General features: G+C 59.5%; 17 protein-coding genes. 10 read left to right on the top strand and 7 right to left on the bottom strand.

Features of this window, described 5'->3' with window-relative positions; genetic code table 11:
- Positions 1–2: 2 nt before the first annotated feature.
- The 4 genes from HMPREF2681_RS00985 (at position 3) to HMPREF2681_RS01000 (ending at position 3852) form a co-directional block, all read left to right on the top strand.
- Positions 3–1967 carry an alpha/beta hydrolase family protein gene (locus HMPREF2681_RS00985; protein WP_016422133.1) on the top strand — a complete coding sequence of 655 codons (1965 nt, stop codon included), beginning with the start codon at positions 3–5 and terminating at the stop codon, positions 1965–1967.
- 31 nt (positions 1968–1998) lie between these two features.
- Positions 1999–2538: a tRNA (cytidine(34)-2'-O)-methyltransferase gene (locus HMPREF2681_RS00990; RefSeq protein ID WP_016422134.1), complete on the top strand. Its 540-nt coding sequence runs from the start codon at positions 1999–2001 to the stop codon at positions 2536–2538.
- A 67-nt stretch (positions 2539–2605) separates the two neighbouring features.
- Positions 2606–3463 carry a bifunctional methylenetetrahydrofolate dehydrogenase/methenyltetrahydrofolate cyclohydrolase gene (locus tag HMPREF2681_RS00995; RefSeq protein ID WP_070429823.1) on the top strand — a complete coding sequence of 286 codons (858 nt, stop codon included), beginning with the start codon at positions 2606–2608 and terminating at the stop codon, positions 3461–3463.
- A gap of 20 nt (positions 3464–3483) precedes the next feature.
- Positions 3484–3852, top strand: coding sequence for a DUF3017 domain-containing protein (locus tag HMPREF2681_RS01000; protein WP_005510063.1), 369 nt, complete (start codon positions 3484–3486; stop codon positions 3850–3852).
- A 6-nt stretch (positions 3853–3858) separates the two neighbouring features.
- Here HMPREF2681_RS01000 and HMPREF2681_RS01005 read toward each other — a convergent pair whose 3' ends face one another.
- From HMPREF2681_RS01005 to HMPREF2681_RS01020, 4 genes are all read right to left on the bottom strand, one after another.
- Positions 3859–4995: a homoserine O-acetyltransferase MetX gene (locus HMPREF2681_RS01005; RefSeq protein ID WP_048731552.1), complete on the bottom strand. Its 1137-nt coding sequence runs from the start codon at positions 4993–4995 to the stop codon at positions 3859–3861.
- 45 nt (positions 4996–5040) lie between these two features.
- The gene (locus HMPREF2681_RS01010) at positions 5041–6363 is read right to left on the bottom strand and encodes an O-acetylhomoserine/O-acetylserine sulfhydrylase (RefSeq protein WP_070545700.1); all 1323 of its coding nucleotides are present in this window, start codon (positions 6361–6363) and stop codon (positions 5041–5043) included.
- A gap of 650 nt (positions 6364–7013) precedes the next feature.
- On the bottom strand, positions 7014–9236 hold the full coding sequence (locus tag HMPREF2681_RS01015) for an NADP-dependent isocitrate dehydrogenase (RefSeq protein ID WP_070545703.1): 2223 nt from the start codon (positions 9234–9236) through the stop codon (positions 7014–7016).
- 265 nt (positions 9237–9501) lie between these two features.
- Positions 9502–10491 (bottom strand): hypothetical protein, encoded by a 990-nt coding sequence (locus HMPREF2681_RS01020; protein ID WP_049171948.1) that lies wholly within the window; start codon positions 10489–10491, stop codon positions 9502–9504.
- A 396-nt stretch (positions 10492–10887) separates the two neighbouring features.
- Between HMPREF2681_RS01020 and HMPREF2681_RS01025 the strand changes: the two genes are divergently transcribed.
- Complete coding sequence (locus tag HMPREF2681_RS01025; protein WP_016422141.1) at positions 10888–12198, top strand: MFS transporter; 1311 nt, start codon at positions 10888–10890, stop codon at positions 12196–12198.
- A 43-nt stretch (positions 12199–12241) separates the two neighbouring features.
- Positions 12242–13198: an exodeoxyribonuclease III gene (locus HMPREF2681_RS01030; RefSeq protein ID WP_049171950.1), complete on the top strand. Its 957-nt coding sequence runs from the start codon at positions 12242–12244 to the stop codon at positions 13196–13198.
- Between the two features lie 28 nt (positions 13199–13226).
- Here HMPREF2681_RS01030 and HMPREF2681_RS01035 read toward each other — a convergent pair whose 3' ends face one another.
- The gene (locus HMPREF2681_RS01035) at positions 13227–15914 is read right to left on the bottom strand and encodes a DUF6541 family protein (RefSeq protein ID WP_070545705.1); all 2688 of its coding nucleotides are present in this window, start codon (positions 15912–15914) and stop codon (positions 13227–13229) included.
- Between the two features lie 190 nt (positions 15915–16104).
- Between HMPREF2681_RS01035 and HMPREF2681_RS01040 the strand changes: the two genes are divergently transcribed.
- From HMPREF2681_RS01040 to HMPREF2681_RS01050, 3 genes are all read left to right on the top strand, one after another.
- Positions 16105–16536: a hypothetical protein gene (locus HMPREF2681_RS01040; RefSeq protein WP_016422144.1), complete on the top strand. Its 432-nt coding sequence runs from the start codon at positions 16105–16107 to the stop codon at positions 16534–16536.
- Positions 16537–16632: 96 nt separating this feature from the next.
- The gene (trpS, locus tag HMPREF2681_RS01045; RefSeq protein ID WP_049171954.1) at positions 16633–17688 is read left to right on the top strand and encodes a tryptophan--tRNA ligase; all 1056 of its coding nucleotides are present in this window, start codon (positions 16633–16635) and stop codon (positions 17686–17688) included.
- Positions 17689–17750: 62 nt separating this feature from the next.
- Positions 17751–18776, top strand: a complete 1026-nt coding sequence (locus tag HMPREF2681_RS01050; RefSeq protein WP_049193273.1) for a YhjD/YihY/BrkB family envelope integrity protein — start codon at positions 17751–17753, stop codon at positions 18774–18776.
- Here the strand turns inward: HMPREF2681_RS01050 and HMPREF2681_RS01055 are convergent, their stop codons facing one another.
- Positions 18777–20027 carry a D-alanyl-D-alanine carboxypeptidase family protein gene (locus tag HMPREF2681_RS01055; protein ID WP_070545795.1) on the bottom strand — a complete coding sequence of 417 codons (1251 nt, stop codon included), beginning with the start codon at positions 20025–20027 and terminating at the stop codon, positions 18777–18779.
- A gap of 153 nt (positions 20028–20180) precedes the next feature.
- Here HMPREF2681_RS01055 and HMPREF2681_RS01060 point away from each other — a divergent pair, with 153 nt between their 5' ends.
- The gene (locus HMPREF2681_RS01060; protein ID WP_049190312.1) at positions 20181–21410 is read left to right on the top strand and encodes an adenosine deaminase; all 1230 of its coding nucleotides are present in this window, start codon (positions 20181–20183) and stop codon (positions 21408–21410) included.
- Between the two features lie 30 nt (positions 21411–21440).
- On the opposite strand, the gene HMPREF2681_RS01065 is transcribed toward HMPREF2681_RS01060, so the two are convergent.
- A complete protein-coding gene (locus HMPREF2681_RS01065) occupies positions 21441–22682 on the bottom strand; it encodes a hypothetical protein (RefSeq protein ID WP_070545707.1) in 1242 nt (413 codons plus the stop codon).
- Between the last annotated feature and the right edge of the window lie 80 nt (positions 22683–22762).

Genomic DNA, 22762 nt, shown 5'->3' on the forward strand with positions numbered 1-22762 from the left:
TCATGCGCCAGACCTATGAATCCTCGTTAGCACCGGATGGGAGTGCAATCGCCTTTATTGTCCGCGATAGCGGCTACCCGCGTGCGGTACAGCAGGAGATTACTCCGGAGGGGCTAGGTGTGGAGCGCCCCGTGAAACTGCCGGTGGAAGGCCCGGTTACCAGGGTGCTGCACTCCCCGGATGGAAAGTGGATCGCCTGCGAGGTCTCTCCGTACGGTACGGAGCGACTGCAGACCTGGCTGGTATCCACCAATCCGGAGGTCGACGGTGCCCGCCCCCTGCGTATGGATGCGGATATGCGCGCCACACTGGTGGAATGGGATAATGATCTCCTAGCGATGAACGCGGTCGATGCCCAGGGCATTAACTATGCGCGTTTGGTCAACCCGACGGACTCAAAGTATGAGGTCATTGATAAACGCACTGACAGCCAGCTGGTAGCGGCTGAAGGTGGGTTTGGCCTCGTGCGGGTGGGGCCACGAGGTCACCGTGAGCTACTGCTGGTCGGACCGGGGCAGCAGTGGCAGCCGCTGCTGCCGTCCGATCCCGGCTCCACCACAGATGCCGGTGTCTTATTGGCGCATCCGGGGCAGGAGAAGCTGACCGCGTTCGTGCTCTCAGATCATGGCGCGGAACAGCGTCGCATCCTGCGCCTGGGTATTACTCCCGATAGCGGTATCAGCACTACTGAGCCGCGCACAGCGGAATCGACCGCAGCGGAGATTTTGGATATGAAGATCGGCATCGAAGTTGATGTCGAGGAGTTCATTGGCAATCCGGATCAAGACGTCGAAGAATTTGTCATCAGTGAGGATTCCTCCACTGCGGCTGTGCTGTGGAACAGCGGTGGGGTCAGCACGCTTGAGGTGCTTACCCTTGGCCTTCACCCGCAGACTGACGACATGCGGGTGATGGTGCGCCGCAATGTGGAATTGCCGGGCATGGTTGCGCGCGAGCTGTCAATCTCCGGTGACGGTGAGCTGATCTCCCTGACAGTAGAAGGGCCAGGCCTTGCGCCAACGGTGGAGATTCTGCGCAATATCGGTGGTGTCATTGAGCCATTGGATATGGAACGCACCGAACGGATTTTGGCTCTGGAAGAGAAGAATCTGGAGACCATGCCGGCTCCAGAGCTGGTCTACTTTGTCTCCCGCGATGGGTTGGAACTGTCTGGCTGGCTCTACCTTCCGGAGTCGGTGCGCAATAGTTCTAATGACGTCTCCGGAAACGCGCTACCGCCGGCTTTCATCCACATCCACGGCGGACCAGAACTGCAGGCGAAACCCATCCACCACGATGTTCTAGCCAGCATTGTGGAGGCGGGCTTCGTGGTGTTCACTCCTAATGTGCGCGGTTCCTCGGGGTCCGGTAGGTCATTTGAGCACGCGGGCGACCGCTATGGGCGCTTTGCCGCTATTGCGGATATCGCAGCGGCGCGTTCCTTCCTCGTTGATGCCGGGTTGGCGGACCCAGAACGCATTGCTCTGGGCGGGCGATCCTACGGTGGCTTCATGTCGCTGTTGGCCTCGGCATGGTACCCGGATCAGTTTGCGGCCATCGTCGATGCCTGCGGAATGACAAGTTTTGAAACCTACTACCAATCCACCGAGCCTTGGTTGGCGCAGGCCGCGTTCCCTCGATACGGCTACCCGTACCAGGATGCTGAGCTTCTGCGCGATATCTCGCCGCTGCACCGTGCGGAGGAAATGAAGGTTCCAACGCTCTTTATCCACGGCGAGTGGGATACCAACGTGCCTCCGCGAGAGTCCGGTCAGATGCGCAACGCCATGGACGCATACGGCGTGGCCACCGATTTTCTAGTGGTCGAGGGAGAGGGCCATAAGTTCTCGAAGCCGAGGAGCCGAGCGCTCATCGGTGAGACCATCATCGCGTTTTTCACCGAGCACGGTGTGTGCGATGCGGCGCCTGCCACGACAGCGGCAGCAGAAACCAACAACGAGCAGTAAAAGAAACAGCGGAAAAGAACTGACGGAAGAAATGAATAGCGCCACGACCGAGCCAACGAACTCCGAGCCAACGAACTCCACAGACTGGATTACGAGCCACACCTGCCACGTGCTTTTTGACCGGCCTGTCATCCCGCCGAACACCGGAAACGCTATCCGCATGTGTGCGGGCTCTGGAGCTATGCTGCATCTGGCCAAGCCATTGGGGTTCAACTTCGATGACAAGAATCTGCGTCGCGCCGGGCTGGATTACCATGACCTGGCCGATGTGCGTATTCACGATTCCATCGATCAAGCGTTGGAGGCCTTTGCCAGCCAAGGGTGCCGCATCTTTGCCTTTACCGCACACGCTGACACGTGGCACACAGATATTGAGTACACGAACACCGATGTACTGCTCTTTGGTCCAGAGCCAACCGGGTTGGAACAGTCAGTGCTCGATGATCCGCGAATTACACAATTAATCCGAATTCCGATGCTGCCAGCTCGTCGCAGCATGAATCTTTCCAACGCCGCAGCAGTGGCTGCTTATGAAGTCTGGCGTCAGCAGGGCTTTATGGGCGGTAAATAGGGGCAAGGCGAGAGCGGCTACGAGGCGTTTCTGGGCATTATTCGCTCCTGTGCCTAAGATAAATGCCATGGCAGCGACAAAGCTTGATGGCAAACTCTACCGAGACGAAATCTTTGAAGACCTGGAAAAGCGCGTTGAGCGTTTAAAGGAAGCCGGCTACACCCCGGGGCTGGCCACCGTGTTGGTTGGTGATGATCCAGGCAGCCACTCTTACGTCAAGATGAAGCATCGTGACTGTGAGCAGATTGGTATCGCCTCTATCCGCCGTGACCTTCCTGCTGATACCACGCAGGAAGAACTCGAGGCAGTAATTAACGAGCTGAACGAAAGCCCGGAGTGCACAGGCTACATTGTTCAGTTGCCACTGCCGAAGCACCTGGATGAAAACCGTATTCTGGGGCTCATCGATCCGGAGAAGGACGCCGATGGCCTCCACCCGGTAAACCTGGGCAAGCTGGTCCTCAACGAGCCAGCACCACTGCCGTGTACCCCAAACGGCTGTATCCACCTGCTGCGACGCTTCGGCGTCGAGCTCAACGGTGCCAAGGTTGTTGTTATCGGCCGCGGTGTCACCGTTGGTCGTCCAATCGGCCTGATGCTCACTCGCCGCAGCGAGAACTCTACCGTGACACTATGTCACACCGGCACCAAGGACTTGGTCGCTGAAACCCGTCAGGCTGATGTCATCATCGCCGCTGCTGGTGTCGCTCATATGCTTACTGCAGACATGGTCAAGCCTGGCGCCGCTGTGCTCGACGTGGGAGTTTCGCGTGTCGACGGCAAGCTGGCCGGTGACGTTGCTGATGACGTCTGGGACATTGCCGGTTACGTATCCCCGAACCCAGGTGGTGTCGGCCCACTGACTCGCGCTTTCCTCGTACGCAATGTCGTCGAGCGCGCTGAAAAGCTCGCTGGCCTGGCCTAGTCAGCCAGGAGGAACAACTCGTGTCGAAAAGGGAAATTGCGCAGCGTGCCCGGCGGGAAGACCTGCCGGATCCAATGCTGAACCCGCACAGCCCAAAGACCCCGCCGCCGGGGGCATCGTGGCCAATGTGGGTGCAGTATACGATTTACGGCGCGCTCTTTTTCGGCATGTCCGCCTTCGTTGTGTTCCTGGGGCTGGAGCGGTGGCGACGCGCCACATTCATGCTGGGAAGCACAATGATGCTGCTCGGCGTGGCTAGGCAGTACCTGCCTGACAGCATTTTAGGTGTGTTCTCCGTACGATCCCGGGCCTTTGACCTATGGTTTTGCTCCATAATCGGGATGGGAATCGTATTCCTCGCAGTCAGCGTGGATGCGCTGGGAAGCTAGCTGACATTAACTGACATCGCGAGCGAGGAAACTACGCACAATCGAATCCACTCGCTCGAACTCCGTCAAGAATCCGTCGTGACCCACGGCGGATTCAATCTTTTCCAGCCCCAAGCAGTTGCCCAGATTGCGGGCGAGGTGCTCCTGCTGGTGGAAGGGGTAGAGAATGTCCGTGTCCACACCGGCAACCATGGTCGGCACGGTTGACGAGTGCAGCGCCTCGTTGAGGCCACCGCGATCACGGCCAATATTGTGCCGATTCAAGGTATCGGTGAGCACGACATACGAGCCGGCATCGAAACGCTGAGCCAGCTTCTTCGCCTGATGATCCAAGTAGCTTTCTACCTGGAATCGATCTTCCGTGCGCATCGCGCCCAACGGATCCTCACCGGGCTGCGCTGCCGCGCCAAAGCGGTCATCCATCTCCAGCTCGCCACGGTACGTCAAATGCGCGACCCTGCGTGCAAAACCCAGACCTCGGGCCGGAGTCACACCGCGGTCGTAGTAGTCGCCGCCATGCCAATCGGGATCGGACTCAATGAATTGAATCTGCGCAGACTGAATACCAATCTGCCAAGCAGACGCACGTGCGCCGACACACATCACCAATGCCTTGCCGACGAAATCCGGGTGCATCAGTGACCATTCAAGTGCGCGAGCCCCACCCAGGGAGCCACCAATGACAGCTTGGAGGCGGGAAATTCCCAGTTCTTGCAGCGCCAGGTGCTCCACCGTCACCGTGTCGCGCACGGAGATTGCGGGGAAGCGAGAGCCCCAGGGCTTGCCGTCGTCCGGATGTGGACTGGAAGGGCCGGTTGTACCGCGACAGCCACCGATGACGTTGGTGCAGATAATGCAGTACTCGTCGGTATCCAGTGCGCGGGCAGAGCCAATCATCCCGTTCCACCAACCCGCAGTCGGGTGGTACTCATCCGAGGGGCCGGAAGCGTGGGCGTCGCCGGTTAGAGCGTGCTCGAGGAGGATGACATTCGAGCAGTCGTCGTTAAGCCGACCCCAGCGTTCGAACTCGACAGTGACGTCGGGGATGACCGCGCCAGCCTCGGTTGTGACATCGCCGATAAAGACACGCCCCGGCTCGCCCTCGGGTGGGAGGGCGGCCGGGGTAGATGGGGAAAAGCTCATGCCTTATAGACTACTTAGTCCGTTCTGTGTCCGTGTACAAACGGTCTACGCGAGTGCTGCGAAGCCGCCCTCGAGATCGGCGATGATGTCATCGATGTTCTCGATACCGACAGAGAGGCGAACGGTGGCCTGGGAAATACCGGCGCGAGTCAGACCCTCCTCATCGGACTGGGAGTGAGTGGTGGTGGCCGGGTGGACAACCAGCGAGCGGACATCACCGATGTTGGCGACGTTGGAGTGCAGCTTCAGAGCGTCAATGAACTTCCAAGCCTTGGCGGTGTCGGCATCCTTCAGGTCGAAGGAGAGCACGCCGCTGGCGCCGGAAAGGCCCAGCTTGTTCAGGGGCTCGTACCACGGGGAGCTCGGCAGGCCAGCGTAGTTGACCTTGGCGACCAGCGGGTGGTTCTCGAGGAACTCAGCGACAGCCTTGGCGTTCTCATTGTGGCGCTCGATGCGCAGAGCCAGGGTGTCGAGGCCCTGAGCCAGAACCCAGGCGTTGAACGGAGCCGGGGCAGCGCCGGTGTCGCGGAGAATGCCAGCGCGAGCACGCAGTGCGAAGGCCGGGGCGCCCAGGTCGGCGAACTTCAGGCCGTGGTAAGCCTCGTCGGCCTCGGTGAAGTTCGGGAAGATGGAACGGCCGTTGCGGGTCTGAGTCCAGTCGAACTTGCCACCGTCGACGATGACACCGCCAAGGGAGGAGCCGTTACCAGTCAGGAACTTGGTGGTGGAGGAAACCACGACGTCAGCACCGTGCTCGAGCGGGCGCAGCAGGGCCGGGGTCGGAACCGTGTTGTCGACAATCAGCGGAACGTTGTTGCGGTGTGCAACCTCGGCGATGGCCGGGATATCGAGGACATCGATCTGCGGGTTGGCAATGGACTCACCGTAGAAACCGACGGTGTTGTCCTGAACTGCTGCCTGCCAGGACTCCGGGTCATCCGGGTTCTCGACGAAAGTGCAGTCGATGCCAAGGCGCGGCAGGGTGACCTTGAACAGCGTCTCAGTACCGCCGTAGAGGCGTGGCGAAACGACGAAGTGGTCGCCTGCACGAGCCAGGGTGAGGACAGCAGCGGTCTCAGCTGCCTGGCCGGAGGAGAACAGTACGGCAGCGACGCCGCCCTCGAGGCTGGCGATGCGCTGCTCGACGGCATCCACAGTCGGGTTGGTCAGGCGGGAGTAAATCGGGCCTGCATCCGAGAGGTTGAAGCGGTTGGCAGCGTGCTCAGCGGAATCGAAGACGTAGGAGGAGGTGTTGTAAATCGGCAGGTTGCGCGCGGAGGTCTGTGCGTCCGGAGCGAAACCGGCGTGAATAGCGCGAGTGGACAGGCCCCAGTTGGCGGCGTTGCTGTTGTCGTACTTGGTGGTCATTTCAGATACTTCCTTGCGGTTTTTGAGATTGTTCAAAACGTTGCTTACAAACAATAGTGAACCAAGCTGTCTATTGCAAAGTTTTGGAAAAACCCAAGGTAAGAGGGTGTGTGCATCTGTGTCGAGAGTGCTATAGCCCGCTTAGTACGGATTGGTTTGATTAGTTCTGGGGCGTGGTCGGTTGTGGGGGGTGGAGGCTGCTGTATATGGGGGCGTGGGTGGCGCGTGGTGGGTGGTGGGTGGTGCGTGGCGAGTGGTGTTCGACGGGTGGCGGTTTGCCGAAGGAGTTAGTGCCTACCTTTATGACAGTTTGAAGGCAATTTTTTGGACAAAAGTGTCATAAAGGTAGTCAGTAACTCATGGGGTGAGGCACTGCGGTGCCGGGGCATCGGGCGCTGCGGTGCCGAGTGTCGAGGTGAGCCAAACAGGGGACTGAGTATGGGCGAAGGGTACCGTAAAGCGCCGAAAAGCACTGGGTACTGTCAAGACCGTTACGGAAGTCAGGGCATAGAAAAAGCCCCTCGCGCCATGTGCATCAAATGCAACATGAGCGAGGGGCTATCGCCCGAAACCGGCGGTCAGCCTAGGTCGGCCTAGACCAGCCTGGGCCAACCAGGTCAGCCAGACCAGCCAGGAGCAAGCAGCTAGTCCTACTTCTTCAGACCGTCGATGATCTCGTTGAACTCAGCGGACGGACGCATAACTGCGGAGGTCTTCTCATCGTCCGGCAGGAAGTAGCCACCCAGATCAGCTGGGGAACCCTGAGCATCAATCAGGGTCTTGGCGATGGACTCTTCCTTCTCCGTGAGAGCCTTAGCGACCGGTGCGAAAACTTCCTTCAGCTCGGAGTTCTCGTCCTGCTTGGCCAGCTCCTGTGCCCAGTAGAGAGCCAGGTAGAAGTGGGAGCCGCGGTTGTCGATTTCGCCAGCCTTGCGGGACGGCGACTTGCCCTCGTCGAGCAGGGTAGCGGTTGCCTTGTCCAGGGCCTCAGCCAGGACGCGTGGACGTGGGTCGTCGTCATGCTCAGCGGCGTAGCGCAGGGACTCGGCCAGTGCCAGGAACTCACCCAGGGAGTCCCAGCGCAGGTGGTTTTCTTCCTGAACCTGCTGGACGTGCTTCGGTGCGGAACCGCCTGCGCCGGTCTCGAACAGGCCGCCCCCGGCCATCAGCGGCACGACCGACAGCATCTTGGCGGAGGTGCCCAGCTCCATGATCGGGAACAGGTCGGTGAGGTAGTCACGCAGAACGTTACCGGTTACGGAAATGGTGTTCTCGCCGCGGCGGATGCGCTCGAGGGAGAACTTGGTAGCGGACACCGGATCCATGATGCGGATATCCAGACCCTCGGTGTCGTGGTCTGCCAGGTACTCGTTGACCTTGCTGATCAGGTTGTTGTCGTGCGCACGCTGCGGGTCCAGCCAGAACACTGCAGGGTCGCCAGTGATACGAGCGCGGTTAACGGCCAGCTTCACCCAGTCGCGGATTGGGGCGTCCTTGGTCTGGCAGGAGCGCCAGATGTCACCCTCGGCGACGTGGTGCTCAATCAGAACCTCGCCAGCGGAGTTGATGACCTGCAGGACACCGTCAACCGGAATCTGGAAAGTCTTGTCGTGGGAGCCGTACTCCTCAGCCTTCTGAGCCATCAGGCCGACGTTCGGGACAGAGCCCATGGTGGCCGGGTCGAAAGCGCCATTGGCGCGGCAGTCCTCGATAACAGCCTGGTAGACGCCTGCGTAGGAGGAGTCCGGGATGACTGCGAGGGTGTCGCGCTCCTCACCATCCGGACCCCAGCCCTTGCCGCCGTTGCGGATCAGGGCCGGCATGGAAGCGTCAACGATGACGTCAGACGGAACGTGGAGGTTGGTGATGCCCTTATCGGAGTTGACCATGTAAAGGGCCGGACCTTCCTTCAGGTCCTTCTCGATAGCGGACTTGACGGCCGCCGCAGTAGCGTCGTCAAGCTTGTGTAGACCATCGAGCATGGCGCCCAGGCCGTTGTCCGGAGTCAGGTTGGCGGCAGCCAGCTTGGACTCGAACTTCGGGAAAACAGATGGCAGGAAGGCCTTGACAACCTCGCCGAAGATCAGCGGGTCGGAGACCTTCATCATGGTGGCCTTCAGGTGCACGGAGAACAGGATGTTCTCGCGCTGTGCGCGACGAATCTGAGCGCGCAGGAAGTTGTCCAGGATGTGGACGTTCATGCCCGTGCCGTCAATAATCTCGCCCTTGAGGACCGGCATGTCCTTCTTCAGGGTGATGATCTGGCCGTCGTTAGCCTCGAGCTGGTAGGTCAGCTTGTCATCTTCCGGCATGACAACGGACTTCTCGTTGTGGCGGAAGTCGTTGGAGGCCATGGTGGCGACGTTGGTCTTGGAGTCTGCAGACCAAGCGCCCATGCGGTGCGGGTGCTTGCGGGCGTAGTTCTTCACCGGCTCCGGAGCGCGGCGGTCGGAGTTGCCCTCACGCAGTACCGGGTTAACGGCAGAGCCCTTGACCTTGTCGAACTTGGCGCGGTCGGCGGTCTCCTCGTCGCCTTCCGGCTGCGACTTGTACTTCGGAATGTCATAGCCCTTTTCCTGCAGCTCTGCGACAGCGCGCTTAATCTGCGGGACGGATGCAGAGATATTCGGCAGCTTGATGATGTTGGCGTCCGGCTCCTTGACCAGCTTGCCCAGGGCTGCCAGCGCATCCTCTACCTTCTGTTCGTCCGAAAGACGCTCCGGGAACTGAGCCAGAATGCGGCCTGCGAGGGAGATGTCGCGGGTTTCAACATTGACACCAGCCTGGCTTGCAAATGCCTCCACGATTGGCTTCAGCGAGTAGCTCGCCAGCAGAGGGGCTTCGTCAGTACGGGTCCAAATAATTGTCGCCATAATTCATGTCTCCTATCTGTTTTGTTCCACGATAACCCAGTTTTGAATCTTGGGTTGTGTCGGGGCATAGCGCAAAAACAGTGATAGTGATATGAATAACGCAATTATGTGAGGTAAGTCACGAAATGCGCAATTATTTGTCGCTTATTCGCCGCTTTTCATTCCATTTTTCGCTTTACGACGGCCCCCGCGCTCAAACCCTTCAAATACGAAAAACCGCGCTGGGGTGTCGTGCACGCCGGCGCGGTTGTTCAGGGCAGCCTATTTAGTTCTGTGTATTGTTCGGAGGATTGTTCTGGCCGAACTGGTAGCCCTGAGTGTTCTGAGACTGTGGGTACTGCGGAGCATAGCCCTGCCCCGGGGCCGACTGGGTAGTCCTGACCAGTTTCTGGCCGCGGAACCATGCGCGCATGTCCTTGAGGAACATAAGAACGCAAGCCGCGATCAGCATGGCACCTGCGAGGAAGAGGACTACATCCACCCAGGAGCTCAAGAACAGGAGGGGGATGATGGTCATAGCCAACGCCAGTGGTGCCACGGTGACGCAGAAAAAGATTGGTGCCGTCGAGTCTTCACCGCGGAGGATGGAGTGAATCCAGTATGCGGTCAAGGTGACAAGCATCATTCCCATCAGTAAGAGGACTGGAACAAGAACGAGGGCGGCTGCAGCGCCCATAATGTAGCCGATGTCATCCCAAGAATCACCCAACGATGACTCTAGGCTGCCGAGATCGTTGGCGCCCTGGATGCCGAGCGTGATTGCGTACAGAACTGCGATGATGCCAATCAGAGTTGAAAAACCGACCAAGCCGGTAGTGATTCGGGGGATGAGTGGCATGCGCTGCCACATGTTCTGCAGTGTGGCGTTTGCAGGCAGCGGTGGTACATCCGTGGTCACCGTGGTGGTTACTGTCGCAGGACTGGTTTGAGTTGGGGCGGACCACTGTGCTTGTTGGGTTTGCGTCTGGAACGAGGATTCCTGCGCAGTGGGTGCCGGGCGATTTGCCAGCCCGCGCAGCGTCGCAATGGTGATGGTGGCGTTCTCATCGGCCAGCAAAGCGTCGTATTCGCGACGACGTCCCTCATCGCCAAGCACTTGCAGCGCAGTGAGCTTCTCCTGGAACTCGCCGGAGTACTCCGAGACGCCAGCATCTCGCAGTTCGGAGAGTTGATTAGAAAGATTTGCATGGAGCTCTTCGGTGCTGGCTTCGCTATCCAGCGTCAGAGACTCGTAGAGGTTATAGCGGTCGCCCATAGTGAATCAAGATCCTATCGGTATTGCAGTTCGAAATATCTTTTAAAACAATTTACCCGGTAGCTAGTACGGCAGCATCGAAGACCCGGAGCGCTCGATGGTAGGAAGTCCGTCACGCTCGAAGGGAATTCGTAGTCCTCGGCAAACAATGCCGATTACAAAATGCATTGGGAAGAACTTGAGTGAGCGACTTCCACTAATGGCCGCAGATGTTATTCCGCGCACAAATACCCGGGGAACAGGCGGATTAAATAGCGAAATTTTTGTGTTGCGGAGTAGAGTCTCATTTTTCCCTTGCGGCTCCCCTCACGGTTTTGCGAGCCCGTCTTGGGTCGAAAGTCGAGGGGAACTGAGAGTCCACCAACTGGCGTAAGAAGAGAAAAGGAGACGGTCGCAATGACGTCGTCAAGCGAAGTAACAACCCACAACGACGACCACAAACCGCGTGCGCGTCGTGCGGGAGCGTTTAGCTCGCATCGCCGTCCTGTTCCGGTGCAGGACGACATCTCTGATCTACGCCGAATCTTGGTGATTGTGGCTCTGTCGGTCGGTGCATTCGGCATCGGCGTTACCGAGTTTGTGGCCATGGGCCTGCTGCCTTACATCGCTGATGCCTTCGGACGTGATGAGGATGCCGCAGGGCGCATGATTTCGATGTACGCACTCGGTGTTGTCGTGGGCGCACCCCTAATTACCGTGCTGACCGGCTCGATTCCGCGCAGGCGCATGCTCCTGCTGCTGATGGCGGCATTTACCATCGGCAATGGTGCCACGGTTTGGGCAGGCACACTGGGCTCTTTCGAAGCGGTCATGGTCTCGCGCTTCATCGCCGGTCTGCCGCACGGCGCGTATTTCTCGGTGGCGGCGCTGGTGGCTGCCTCCCTGGCTAAGCCGGGACAGCGCGGCAAGATGGTGGCTCTGTCGGGCGTGGGGTTGTCGGTGGCGACTGTGATTGGTGTGCCGGCCGCGCAGGTGCTGGGACAGATTTACGGTTGGCGCAGCGCCTTCGCGTTTGTCGCGGTCATCGGGCTGATTGCATTTGTTTCGCTGTGGTTCGCCGTGCCGCATATGAACCGCATGCCGAAGACACGTCCGATGGATGAGCTCTCGGCTCTGGTGACACCGCAGGTGCTGCTGACCGTCGCAATCGGCACCGTTGGTTTCGGCGGCATGTTCGCGGTTTACACCTACATCACCTGGACTATGACTCGCGAAGCGGGCATGAGCGAAAACCACATCTGGATTGTGCTGATGGCCTACGGCATCGGCATGGTTGTCGGTACTTACATCGGTGGCTGGCTCTCCGACCGCATCGGGGAGTGGGGCATCATGGTTGCGCTGGTGCTGATGGTAATCATGCTCAGCGTCTTCTACTTCACCTCACAGAATGCTGTGCTGGGCACGATCAACTTCCTCCTTATCGGTCTGCTGGGATCGGTATTGGTGCCAAATCTGCAGACCCGTCTGATGGATGTCGCCGGTCGCGCACAGACGCTGGCGGCAGCTCTCAACCAGGCCGCATTGAACATGGCCAACGCCTTTGGAGCGGCGCTCGGTGGTTGGGTCATTGCGTCCGGTTATGGCTACCGCGCACCGGCTTTGGGCGGCGCGACGTTGGCGATGTTGGCTATCTTCATCGCTCTGCCGACCATTGTTCTTTACCGCCGCTCACAGGCGAAGAAGGCTGAGCGCATCGAACTGCGCTAGGGGTCTTCAAGGCGTAGTGCACGCATAGGTAACGTATGAGGGCATGAGCCTTACAATCGCGACAATCAATGTCAACGGCATCCGCGCCGCCGTCAAGGAGCGCAGCGAAACCAACCTGGGATTGCTGGAGTGGTTGAAGCACACCAGTTCCGATGTCGTTTTGTTGCAGGAAGTCCGCGCCACCGACGACCAGGCACGCAAGGCCCTCGCGCCCGCTTTTGATGCCGGATGGCATTGGGTCGGCGCTGAAAACCTGGGTGCAAAGGGGCGCGCCGGCGTGGGCATTCTCTCGCGCTTTCCGCTTAACGACGTCCAGGTGGGCATCGGCTCCGAGGAGTTCGAAGAATCCGGTCGGTTTATCAGTGGTATTGCCCCGGCAGCGGACACCGGCCTGGATGTGGATGTCCAGATTGCCAGCCTCTACCTGCCCTCTGGTGCTGCCCTGAGCGAGAAGCAGGATGAGAAGTACCGCTTCCTCGATGCCTTCTCCGACTACCTGGCGGAACTGGGTGCCAAGGGGCGCGACGGTCACCACGCAGTCATCGGCGGCGACTGGAACATCTGCCACCGCGAACAGGATTTGAAGAACTGGAAGACCAACCGCCGCAAGAGCGGTTTCCTACCGCAGGAGCGTGCCTGGATGGACTCGGTCTTCGGCTGCTGGCCCGATGAGGTTCCCCAGGATTCGCAGGTTCAGGCCAGCGAAAAGGAGCTGGAATCCGGTGCCTTCTCCGATGGTTCTGTGTGGGAGGCCCCGAAGCTCAATGCAGATCCGGTGTGGTTTGATGTCACTCGCCGTCTGCACCCAGAGGCCGACGGCCCCTGGTCCTGGTGGACCTACCGCGGTAAGGCGTTCGATACCGATGCCGGCTGGCGCATCGACTACCAGGCGGTAACCGAACCAATGCTCAAGCGTGCCGTCAGCTCGGTAGTGGATAAGCCTGCCGCCTACGACCTTCGCTGGACGGACCACGCGCCGGTGATCGTGGAGTACGCCTAAACCCGGCATACGCCTAAACCCGAGCGGACTAGTGTGCTCCGAGGTCAGCGAACTCTGGGATCAACTCCGGCTCGGGAGCAGTTACGAGATGCCGGTTCTGCCGCAACATCGAGGCGATGCCGTCAACGATGGCGTCGGCCCATTTGTCCTGCATAGCGGGGTCGGCCAAATCGCGGGTGAGTTTTTCAGCGCCCACCGCTCCCAGCGATAGCGCAATTGTCGGCGCATGTGGCCGCGAACTCTGGTTCACCGCCACTGCCGGCGCCAGGCCGGTGCGAAACTCGGTTGGCACCCCGTTTGTGCTGTAACTGCTGTGCGGATTGAAACCTCGGTACACCATTCCGTCGCGCACACCCGCCGCCAACTGCCAATCGGCAGGAGCATCGTCCTCAGGTTCGAGAGACTTCACCACAGCGGATACCGAAAAGCCACGATCGCCGATGTTATCCCCAGAAAGAGTCTGGCCCTCTGATGAGCGACCGACGATTACGGTGGCTGCGCTCGCCGTGTCGTCGGCAAGCGAATGCGCGCCAACGATTGCGCCGCGCTGACGGAGCTTGTCGCTGGCGCGTTGCACGATGCTGTCGATGTGAGCGGAAGTATCCCCACTCAAACGCAGCGCGCGAGGCAGGTCGGCGTTGATAGCCTCGATGGCCTCGCGGCGAGAGTCGACGGTGATGCGCGCGCCGGCGAGCGGATCGACAGCCTCGTCGGGGGAGGGGACGATTGGCTGGCGCGGAGGCATCCACAGCGGATTGGGGCGCGCCGGGCGGTGTGGGGAACTGTTGACAACAGCGTGCAACTCTTCAGGTGAAAACATCTTGTTGACCGCGAAAATCATCACCGAACTGTCGTGATACACAGGCGTGAGCCCCGGCGCGTGCCATGCCCAGGAACGCATCGACAGCGCCTCCGTGCCATCCGTGTTCACACCCGGCGGGGAACTAATGATGTAGTGCACTCCCAATTTCTTCGCCATGGCATCGAACTCTGGATGTGAGCCCAGCAGGTCAACGTTTATCGGCAGCTTGTTGCTCGCCTCGGCAGTTTTGTCGGAGAAGGAGAAATGGCGGAACAGGGTCGGCAGTCCGGCGATGGCATACATCCACGCAGAACCGTCACGACGGTCATTGAGAATATGCCCCTCAAACGCATGCGGCTGTGCGGACAGCCAATCAATAGCTTCCATATCCGCAGCGGTCACAAACGTGCTTCCGAAACTCTGGCGAATTGCCTCGCGCTGAGCAGGCCCACTCGCCCAGGTCGCAGGCACAATCGCCAGTGCCGCTACGAGCCCCATCGCCAGCGCAGGATTCCACGACTTGACCGGCTGATTTCGCTTCGCGACGATCCACTGCGCCGCAGCCACAATCCCGACAACGGCAGCCGCGACTGCGTAGCCGACCAGCACTGCGCGCAGAATTCCCATAACCGCCTGCATGCGGTACGGCATGTCGTAGAAGAAAGTGCCAATAAACTTCAGATAGGTGCCGAACGGCTCAGACCAACGGGACTGCGCACTGTCGGACACCACAAAGAGCAGCCCGAAAACCAGTGCCGGCCACGGAGCCCATGGGCTGTCTGGCAGGCGAGAGACAAGCGCCACCACCAGGCCGATGAGCACAAGAACCAGAACAGTCCGGGAAAAGATGGGCTCGTCAGCATAGCGGGAAAACCCAATCAGAGTTCGCCACAGTGATTCGGAGCGGGAAATCTCAATTTGGCCGGTAAAGCCCGCAACGGATTCGCCTTGCCCCCTCGCGGACAAAGCTGCCGGGAGAGTCATCACCAGGGCGAGCGCGCCGATAATTAGCGTGCGAACTAGGCCACTGACGCTCGGTTGGGTAATCAACCACAAGCCAACAAAGAGCACGGCAGCAATTGCGCCGGCCGGGTGGGTGATAAACGTGCCGACCAGGGCAAGCGCAGCGGGGACAATATAGCCCCGCATGGTCAAAGCCGCAGCAATCGGCAAAGCGGCCACCGCGAGCAGATACGGCATGGAGGAGGTGCGCCAAAGGGCCACCCAAATCTCCGGAAGCATCAGCGTCGCGACGGCAGCTGCGGGACCGGCATAGGCCGCCCACTTAGGACCAACTGCGGTGCGGGCTAGCACCGCAGTTGCTGCGGGAACAAGCAGCGCCGGGGCCAAGAACGCAAACACGTTGGAATCGAGGAAGACCGAGCCGGGCAGCAGCCCCGCCATGGCATGCCAGCCGGTGGGGTAGAACATTTCGGCCCCGGTCTCCTGATTCATCAGGTCACCGGCCGCGGTGGGCGAGGCTATTGCATGTTCGTCAATGAACCGGAGGAAGTTGGTATGCCAGAGCATGTCCCAGGCTTCGCGGATAGCGCCGGGGCCGCCGGGGACGTCGTTAAGCACGAGCATGGCGCGCATCGAGCCGACTACCGTAACTCCGACGACAATCATCGCGGTGACAACGCCGGAATCGAAGCCGTCTTCGGGCGTTGCTCGGGGGACGAATCTGCGCACCAGATAGCCAATAGCACAGAACCATGCCCACATGCCGGCCACGAAGAGCCAGGTGTAATCCAGCCCGAGCGCGTGAGACAACCATGCGGAAAAACCGGTCACACCCAGCATTAATGGGCCGGCAGATGCCAACGCGAGCGTGGGACGTAGCCCACTGGCCCAACCGAGAACTGCGCCTGGGACCAGCAGGATGAAGACGGCAACCGCAATGGCAGCGAGCATGGGACTCCTGACGGATAAGAGAATTGAATTAGTCCAATAATACCTGTGGGTTAGTTCGGCACTTGGGACGCGAGCGCCTAAGATTTGAAGAAGGACTGATGGGACTTCAGCCGCTGTAAAACCCAAGCGCGAATCTGCGCGGGACTTGAAGCGAGCTCGGTGCGGACCAGGAAAGGAGAGGACATCCCCAGTGAAAAACGGCGAGAGCGATAACAAGCGGCACCAGATGGCCGATTTGGAAGCCATCGCACGGAGTCTGCAGAACGACCCTGGCACTGCTGTCAATGTCCCAGTGGTCGTGACTTCCGGTGTCATTGTTGCGTTTATCGTGCTGTCTTTTGCCTACGCGTGGCCACTGTGGATTTCCCTCGGACTCATTGTTCTGCTGGGAGCCGTGATGGTCGTGTCCTACACCCGTAGGCCACCCGTAGCCCCGCTCGAGTTGACCCAGGGGGAGCGTGAGCGTGTTCGCCGTGTTCTCTCTGAACACGGCATTCGCCCAGCGATCACGTTGGTGCGCGCACTGTACCCCGAGGAATCGCCAGCCGCTGCGGCGCGCACCGTCAAATTGCTATCCGATCGAATGCTTGTGGAGCAGGGGGACGAGGGGCGTCGGGGCTAGCTTTTGGCAGTCGGTTTCCTGCAAAAGCCCGTGGTGTTGTCGAAACGGGTACGTCGTCGACTCTCAACTGCGGGCCTCGCGCTAGACTTATTGGCTATGAGTGAAAGCAAGGGTCCTGAGGCAACTAATCCTGCACCGAGTGCTCGTAAGCAGCGCGTTCTGTCCGGCATTCAGCCGACCGCAGATTCCTACCACCTGGGCAACTACCTGGGTGCATTGAAGAACTGGATTAATCTGCAGGATGACTTCGACGCTTACTACTTCATTCCAGACCTGCACGCCATCACTGTCGAGCAGAATCCGAAGGAGCTGCGTCAGCGCACTATCGCAGGTGCCGCACAGCTGATTGCACTCGGTATTGATCCGGAGAAGTCGGTGCTCTTCGTGCAGTCGCATGTGCCCGAGCACGCGGAGCTCGGATGGGTGTTGACCTGCTTGACTGGCTTTGGTGAAGCCAGCCGTATGACGCAGTTCAAGGACAAGTCCTCTCGTCAGGGCGCGGAACATACCTCCGCTGGTTTGTTCGCGTACCCCATGTTGATGGCTGCCGACATCTTGCTCTACCGCCCACAGCTGGTGCCGGTGGGGGAGGATCAGCGCCAGCACCTCGAACTGACGCGTAACCTGGCGCAGCGCTTCAACTCCCGCTACAAGAAGACCTTCGTGGTGCCGGATCCACACATCATGGAAGGCTCCGCGAAAATTTACGACTTGCAGGATCCGACCTCGAAGATGAGCAAGTCGGGTGCAAATCCGAAGGGCATTATTAACCTCTTGGACGACCCGAAGGTCTCCGCCAAGCGCATTCGCTCGGCCGTTACCGACAATGACGGAGAGATCCGCTTCGACCGTGAGAACAAGCCGGGCGTTTCCAACCTGCTGGTCATTCAGTCGGCGTTGACCGACAAGCCTGTCGACGAGCTCGTTGCCGGCTACGAAGGCGCTGGCTACGGCCAGCTGAAGGCTGATACCGCAGATGCGCTGGAGGCATTCACCACGCCACTGCGTGCACGCTATGAGGAGCTCATGGCCGATCGTGGTGAGTTGGAACGGATCCTGGCCGAAGGCGCTGACCGTGCCCGTGAAGTTGCCGCCAAGACACTTGCAGATGTGTACGAGCGAGTCGGGTTCCTGAAGGCCGCCAACCGTTAATTCAGCTGTAGACTCTGCGCTTCAGTCTCCGTACCGAAAGCTGGCACGTTAAGGTAGGGGACATGGCAACCTCTACTCAAAAAGATCCGAAGAGAACGGACCGCTATGGCATCGAGCGTGTACACGCCGATGAACCGAGCGCAATCGACCGCCTCCGCGAAAAGTGGGCGTGGTTCGATCACGTTATGCGGATGCAGGAGCGCTACTCCGAGCAGGGCGGTAACTTTTTTGCCGCCGCTGTCACGTACTTCTCCGTGCTGTCGATTTTCCCCCTAATCATGACGGCATTTGCCATCCTCGCGCTTGTGCTGCGTGGCAATGAGCAGCTGCTTGAGCAAATCCAGTCCGCTATCACCGACTCCATCGATGGGTCAATGGGCGACACCATCAACGCAATTATTGAAGGCGCGATCGATCAGGCCGGTGGCGTTTTCACCGTCGGTTTCATTGCCACCCTGTGGTCGGGTCTTAGTTGGATGAGCAACCTCTCCAACGCAGTGACACAGCTGTGGAAGCGCCCGCTGGGCGCTAGCAACTTCGTGATGGGAAAGGTTCGCGACCTGCTGCGTCTGCTGGGCATGCTGGTTATGATCCTGCTGACCTTCGCTGTCACCGCGGCCGGCTCTTCCGGACTGACACAGTCCCTGCTGGACAAGATTGGTCTGGCCCATGTCCCGGGAATCACAATAATCGCAGGATTGATTGCCATCGCCATTGGTCTCGTCGCCAACTGGCTGCTGTTCTTCTGGATGCTCGCTTTCCTGCCGCGCGGGGGCGCCCCGTTCCGCTCTGCGGCAAAGGGTGCGATTATCGGTGCGATTGGCCTTGAGGTTGTCAAGCAGCTCGGTAGCGTTTTCTTCTCCAACGCCCTGTCGAACCCGGCCGGTGCAGTTTTCGGTCCGGTCATCGGTCTGATGGTCGTTTTCTACCTCATCTGGCGCATCACTATGTACGCCACTGCCTGGACCGCGACGACCGAAGAAGCGCTTGCCGACGAGGAGCTGGATGCACCCGCTCCTGCTGTCATTAACGTCCGTGCGGAAGCGGCCAATCCGTCCGGATTGAACCGCCTGCTCGGTTCGAAATAACTAACCGCGATTGCGTCTGCCGAAGCGGTAGGTGACCATCGCAATCAATGCGATGACACCTACGATGGCAGCGCTGACAGTAATTTTCAGCCCGGTTCCTGTTGACTCGTCGTCCAGGATATCGGGCAATTTTTCTACCAACGTATCCTCAGTCGCTTCCGCTTCGAGGACACCGACAGAGCTGTCCTGCGGGGCCGCGAAGCCGGCGTCGAGAAGCGATGCCGCCTGCTCCCAGGGGCGCGGTGAATCCTCCACAGTGGCGTCGAGAACGATGACGCCGAGACGACGGCCGTCGCGCTCAGCCACCCCAGCGAAGGTGTGACGGGCATCGTCGGTAAAACCGGTTTTGCCTCCAAGCGCGCCGGGATAGTCCTGGGCAATCAGCTGATTGTCGTTGGCGATTTCGAAGTCATCAACCTCGAGAGCCTTGTCTCCGGGGATGGTGGCCAGGCGGGTGGCCGAGAGCTTGCGATAGGTCTCATTGTTGAATGCGTGCTGGAAGAACAGTGACATGTCGTATGCCGACGTCATCTGGCCCGGAGCATCGAGACCAGTCGGGTTGACCACTCGCGTATCCGTCGCCCCCAATTTCTTTGCCAGGGCGTTGACCTTTTCGGTGGTCTTATCCATGCCACCAAGTTCGCGGGCCAACGCGTGGCCGGCATCGTTGCCGGAGTTGAGCAACAGGCCAGTCAGGAGCGTTTCTACCGAGTAGTTCACGTCCTCGACGATGCCGACACGAGAGCCCTCCATGTTCGCGTCCTCGAATGTCGCTTTAACCGAGGTGTCGAGCTTCAAATCCTCGAGCGCCTCCATCGCCAGCAACACCTTAATAATCGATGCCGGACGGTAGCGGCCGTGCGGGTCCTTCGCCGCAAGGACATCGCCGGATTTCAAATCGAACACCGTCCATGCAGAGGCGGAGAGGTCTTTCGGAACGTCAAACCCCTCACCGCTGACAATGCCGCAGGCGGACATTTTGCTACCTCCAGCCGGCTTTTGAGGAACCGGAAGTGGAGCGGGAGATGTTTCGCCGGGAGCCGGAACCTCCGAGGAGTCCACTGGTGCTGGTGGGAGGGTCTTGTAGGGGCAGCCCTCCGTGTCACGGATGTCAGGTGCGGGGCCGACAATCGGAGTGTCGTCGGTAAGCGAGGTGCTCTGCGCCATGGCTGCGGGGGCAGTGCTCGGCAGAAGCAGAGCGCTGGTGGCTAGCAGCGTAACGGCAGACGAGTAGCGGCGAGAGGGAAACATGATGAAATAAGGGTAGTAAAACGTCACTCGGAATGACGTATTTCTCGTGTGTGGATGGGGGAAACGGGGGAAAAAGCCTTTGTGAAAAGCAGAAATACGATTCCGCGGCAGTGAAGTAGAAGCGGAGGGCGCAGTACCGATAGTCTGGCCATTATGACTAATTCTTTGCACAGTGATGCTCAGTCTCTGGACACACAGTCTTCGGCATCGAATCTCGATGAGATGCGCAAGGTCGTCGCCAGCCTACCCAAGGTACTGCTTCACGATCACCTCGATGGCGGCCTGCGCCCGCAGACCGTTATCGACCTGGCCGCGGACTGCGGTTACACCGATCAGCTGCCCACCACCGACGCGGATGAACTGGAGAAGTGGTTCATTGACACCGGCAACTCTGGCTCGTTGCCGAGCTACCTGACTGCCTTCGCGCACACCTGCGCCGTCATGCAGACCCCTGAGTCGCTGACGCGCGTGGCGCGTGAGGCCGTTGAGGATTTGGCTGCCGACAACGTTGTCTACGCTGAACTGCGCCTCGCTCCGGAAAACCATCTGGAAAAGGGCCTGGATATGCAGGCTGTTATCGACGCTCTGGTCGAAGGCCTGGCGCAGGGTGAAGCCCATGCCGCCGCTGAGGGAAAGCACATCACCGCACGTCTGTTGGTCTGTGCGATGCGCCAGAATAACAATTCCAAGGAAGTCGCACAGCTGGTCATCGACAACTACGGGAAGAACTCCGACGGGTACGTTGTCGGTTTTGACATCGCTGGACCGGAAAACGGCTTCCCGCCGGCTAACCACGCCGAAGCATTCACTATGCTGCGGGAGAACCTCATTCCGGTCACCATTCACGCAGGTGAAGACGCCGGTGTGGATTCGTTGCAGGACGCTGTCGTGCAAGGTGCTCGCCGCCTGGGTCACGGTGTGCGCATCTACGAGGACTTCGGTGCTTCCCTCGAGGGCATCGAATGTCAGGAGGTTGCCTCCGCTATTCGTGACCGCCAGATTCCGCTGGAAATCTGTCCGACTTCCAACGTTCAGACGGGTGTCTGTGACAGCGTTGCGGATCACCCGTTCTCGCTTCTCGACGATATGAGTTTCGCCTGCACCGTCAACACGGATAACCGTCTGATTGGTGCGACTTCCATGACCAGGGAGTGCATGGAGCTGGTGGAGAACTTCGGCTACGGCTACAGCGAGCTGTTCGAACTGACCTCGAATGCGCTAAACAATGCATTCGTGGATCTGCCGACCCGCGAACACATCATGGACACCATTATTTACCCCGCTTACCTGCAGCTTATCGACAACAGCGACGAGGACATCGAAACTGATGTCAACGGTCCGGGTTTCGGTGCCGAAGATGAGCTGAACCTGACGCTGGACTAGCCAGCGCCGGCCAGCTTTGCTGGGTGGGAGCTAAATCTTGGTCGTAAACCGAGCGGCCAAGTCCTTCTCCAACTGCCTCCAGCCCTTGGCCTCATCGTCGTAAGGCGGAACTGGCTCGGACAGCTCTCCGGTGTCCAGCAGGAAGTTCAGCAGCCACTGCAGCTGCTGATTGCCCGCCAGTACCTCGTTCACGGCATCATCACCAGCCCAGTCAGCGGCGTCTGCGAGTAGCTCGTACGCGCGGGCGAGCTGGGCGGTGTCCACGGCGTTCGGGCCCTTTTCAATATCCTCGGCCAGACCGGTAAACGAGTACTCATTGTCCTCGTGCACCACGGCCTCTAGCTCACCTGCGTTGGCTGCAGTGATGATTTCATCCCACGTCGTCAGCGCCGACATGTCGTGATGCTTGTTCTCCAGCAGCCAACGCACCATCGTGCGTGGCTGCGAGAACGTGTGAATCTCACCGGCGCTGCCCAGGAATAGCGGGCGACGCCCCATGTAACAACGCAAGGTGTAGAGCGTGCGGCCAGCGATGGAGATCTTGATCGGGTCGATGCCAGCGTTGGCCCACACCGTCTGATCGTACGGATCGCCGACGGTCTCCTCTGCGGACTTCTTTTCCTCTTCGCGCTTCTTCTCCGCGGCTTCACGACGCTCACGCTCCGCGGCCTCCGCTTCCTTTAGTGCGGCTGCAGCAGTGGTTTCAGACTCTTCATCGATGTTCGGAGTATTTGCGCCGATGGCGTCGATAGCGTCAATGCAATTGTCCCAGTTGGTCAAGATGACATTGCCGATAGCCGACCACTGAGCGGCGCCATTGCCCTGGAAGTGATCAGCACCATTTTGCGTGGCAGCCAGGACAGAGTGAGAGGCGAACATCTGGTTGATTGGATTGAGATCCGCAATCGCACCAATCGAGCGAGTGATGGCAAGAATGCGGTCTGCGCGCGAAACATGGTCGTAGTCGGCCCGGCCGGCCAAAATTTCTGGCAGCCCAATCAGGTCATAGCGGTGGCGTGGCGCCGCGATGGCCGCTCCCGGTAGCTGCTGGTTGAAGTTGCGCCAGCTGGGGTGCTGCGTGAAGTCGTGAGGAGCATCCGACTGAAGGAAAGCCAGGAGCTTTGCCGCAGATGAGAACAAATAGATGTCATCGCCGCGGCCGAGCAGAGCCTGCCACTCGGAGCCACCTTCACGCCAGCTTGGAGCCCACAACGTGTAAAAGGTGCCCGAGGTCAGCTCGAGTTCGATAGGAACGATGCCTTTCCTGGCCATAGTTTTCGTCGCAGCCCTTCTGCTTGTCGGTGATTATTAAAAAAACTCAAAAATTGTCATACCTGCAGCGCCCCCACGGG

This window comes from Corynebacterium sp. HMSC064H12 (genome assembly GCF_001809925.1).
Lineage (GTDB): Bacteria > Actinomycetota > Actinomycetes > Mycobacteriales > Mycobacteriaceae > Corynebacterium > Corynebacterium jeikeium_D.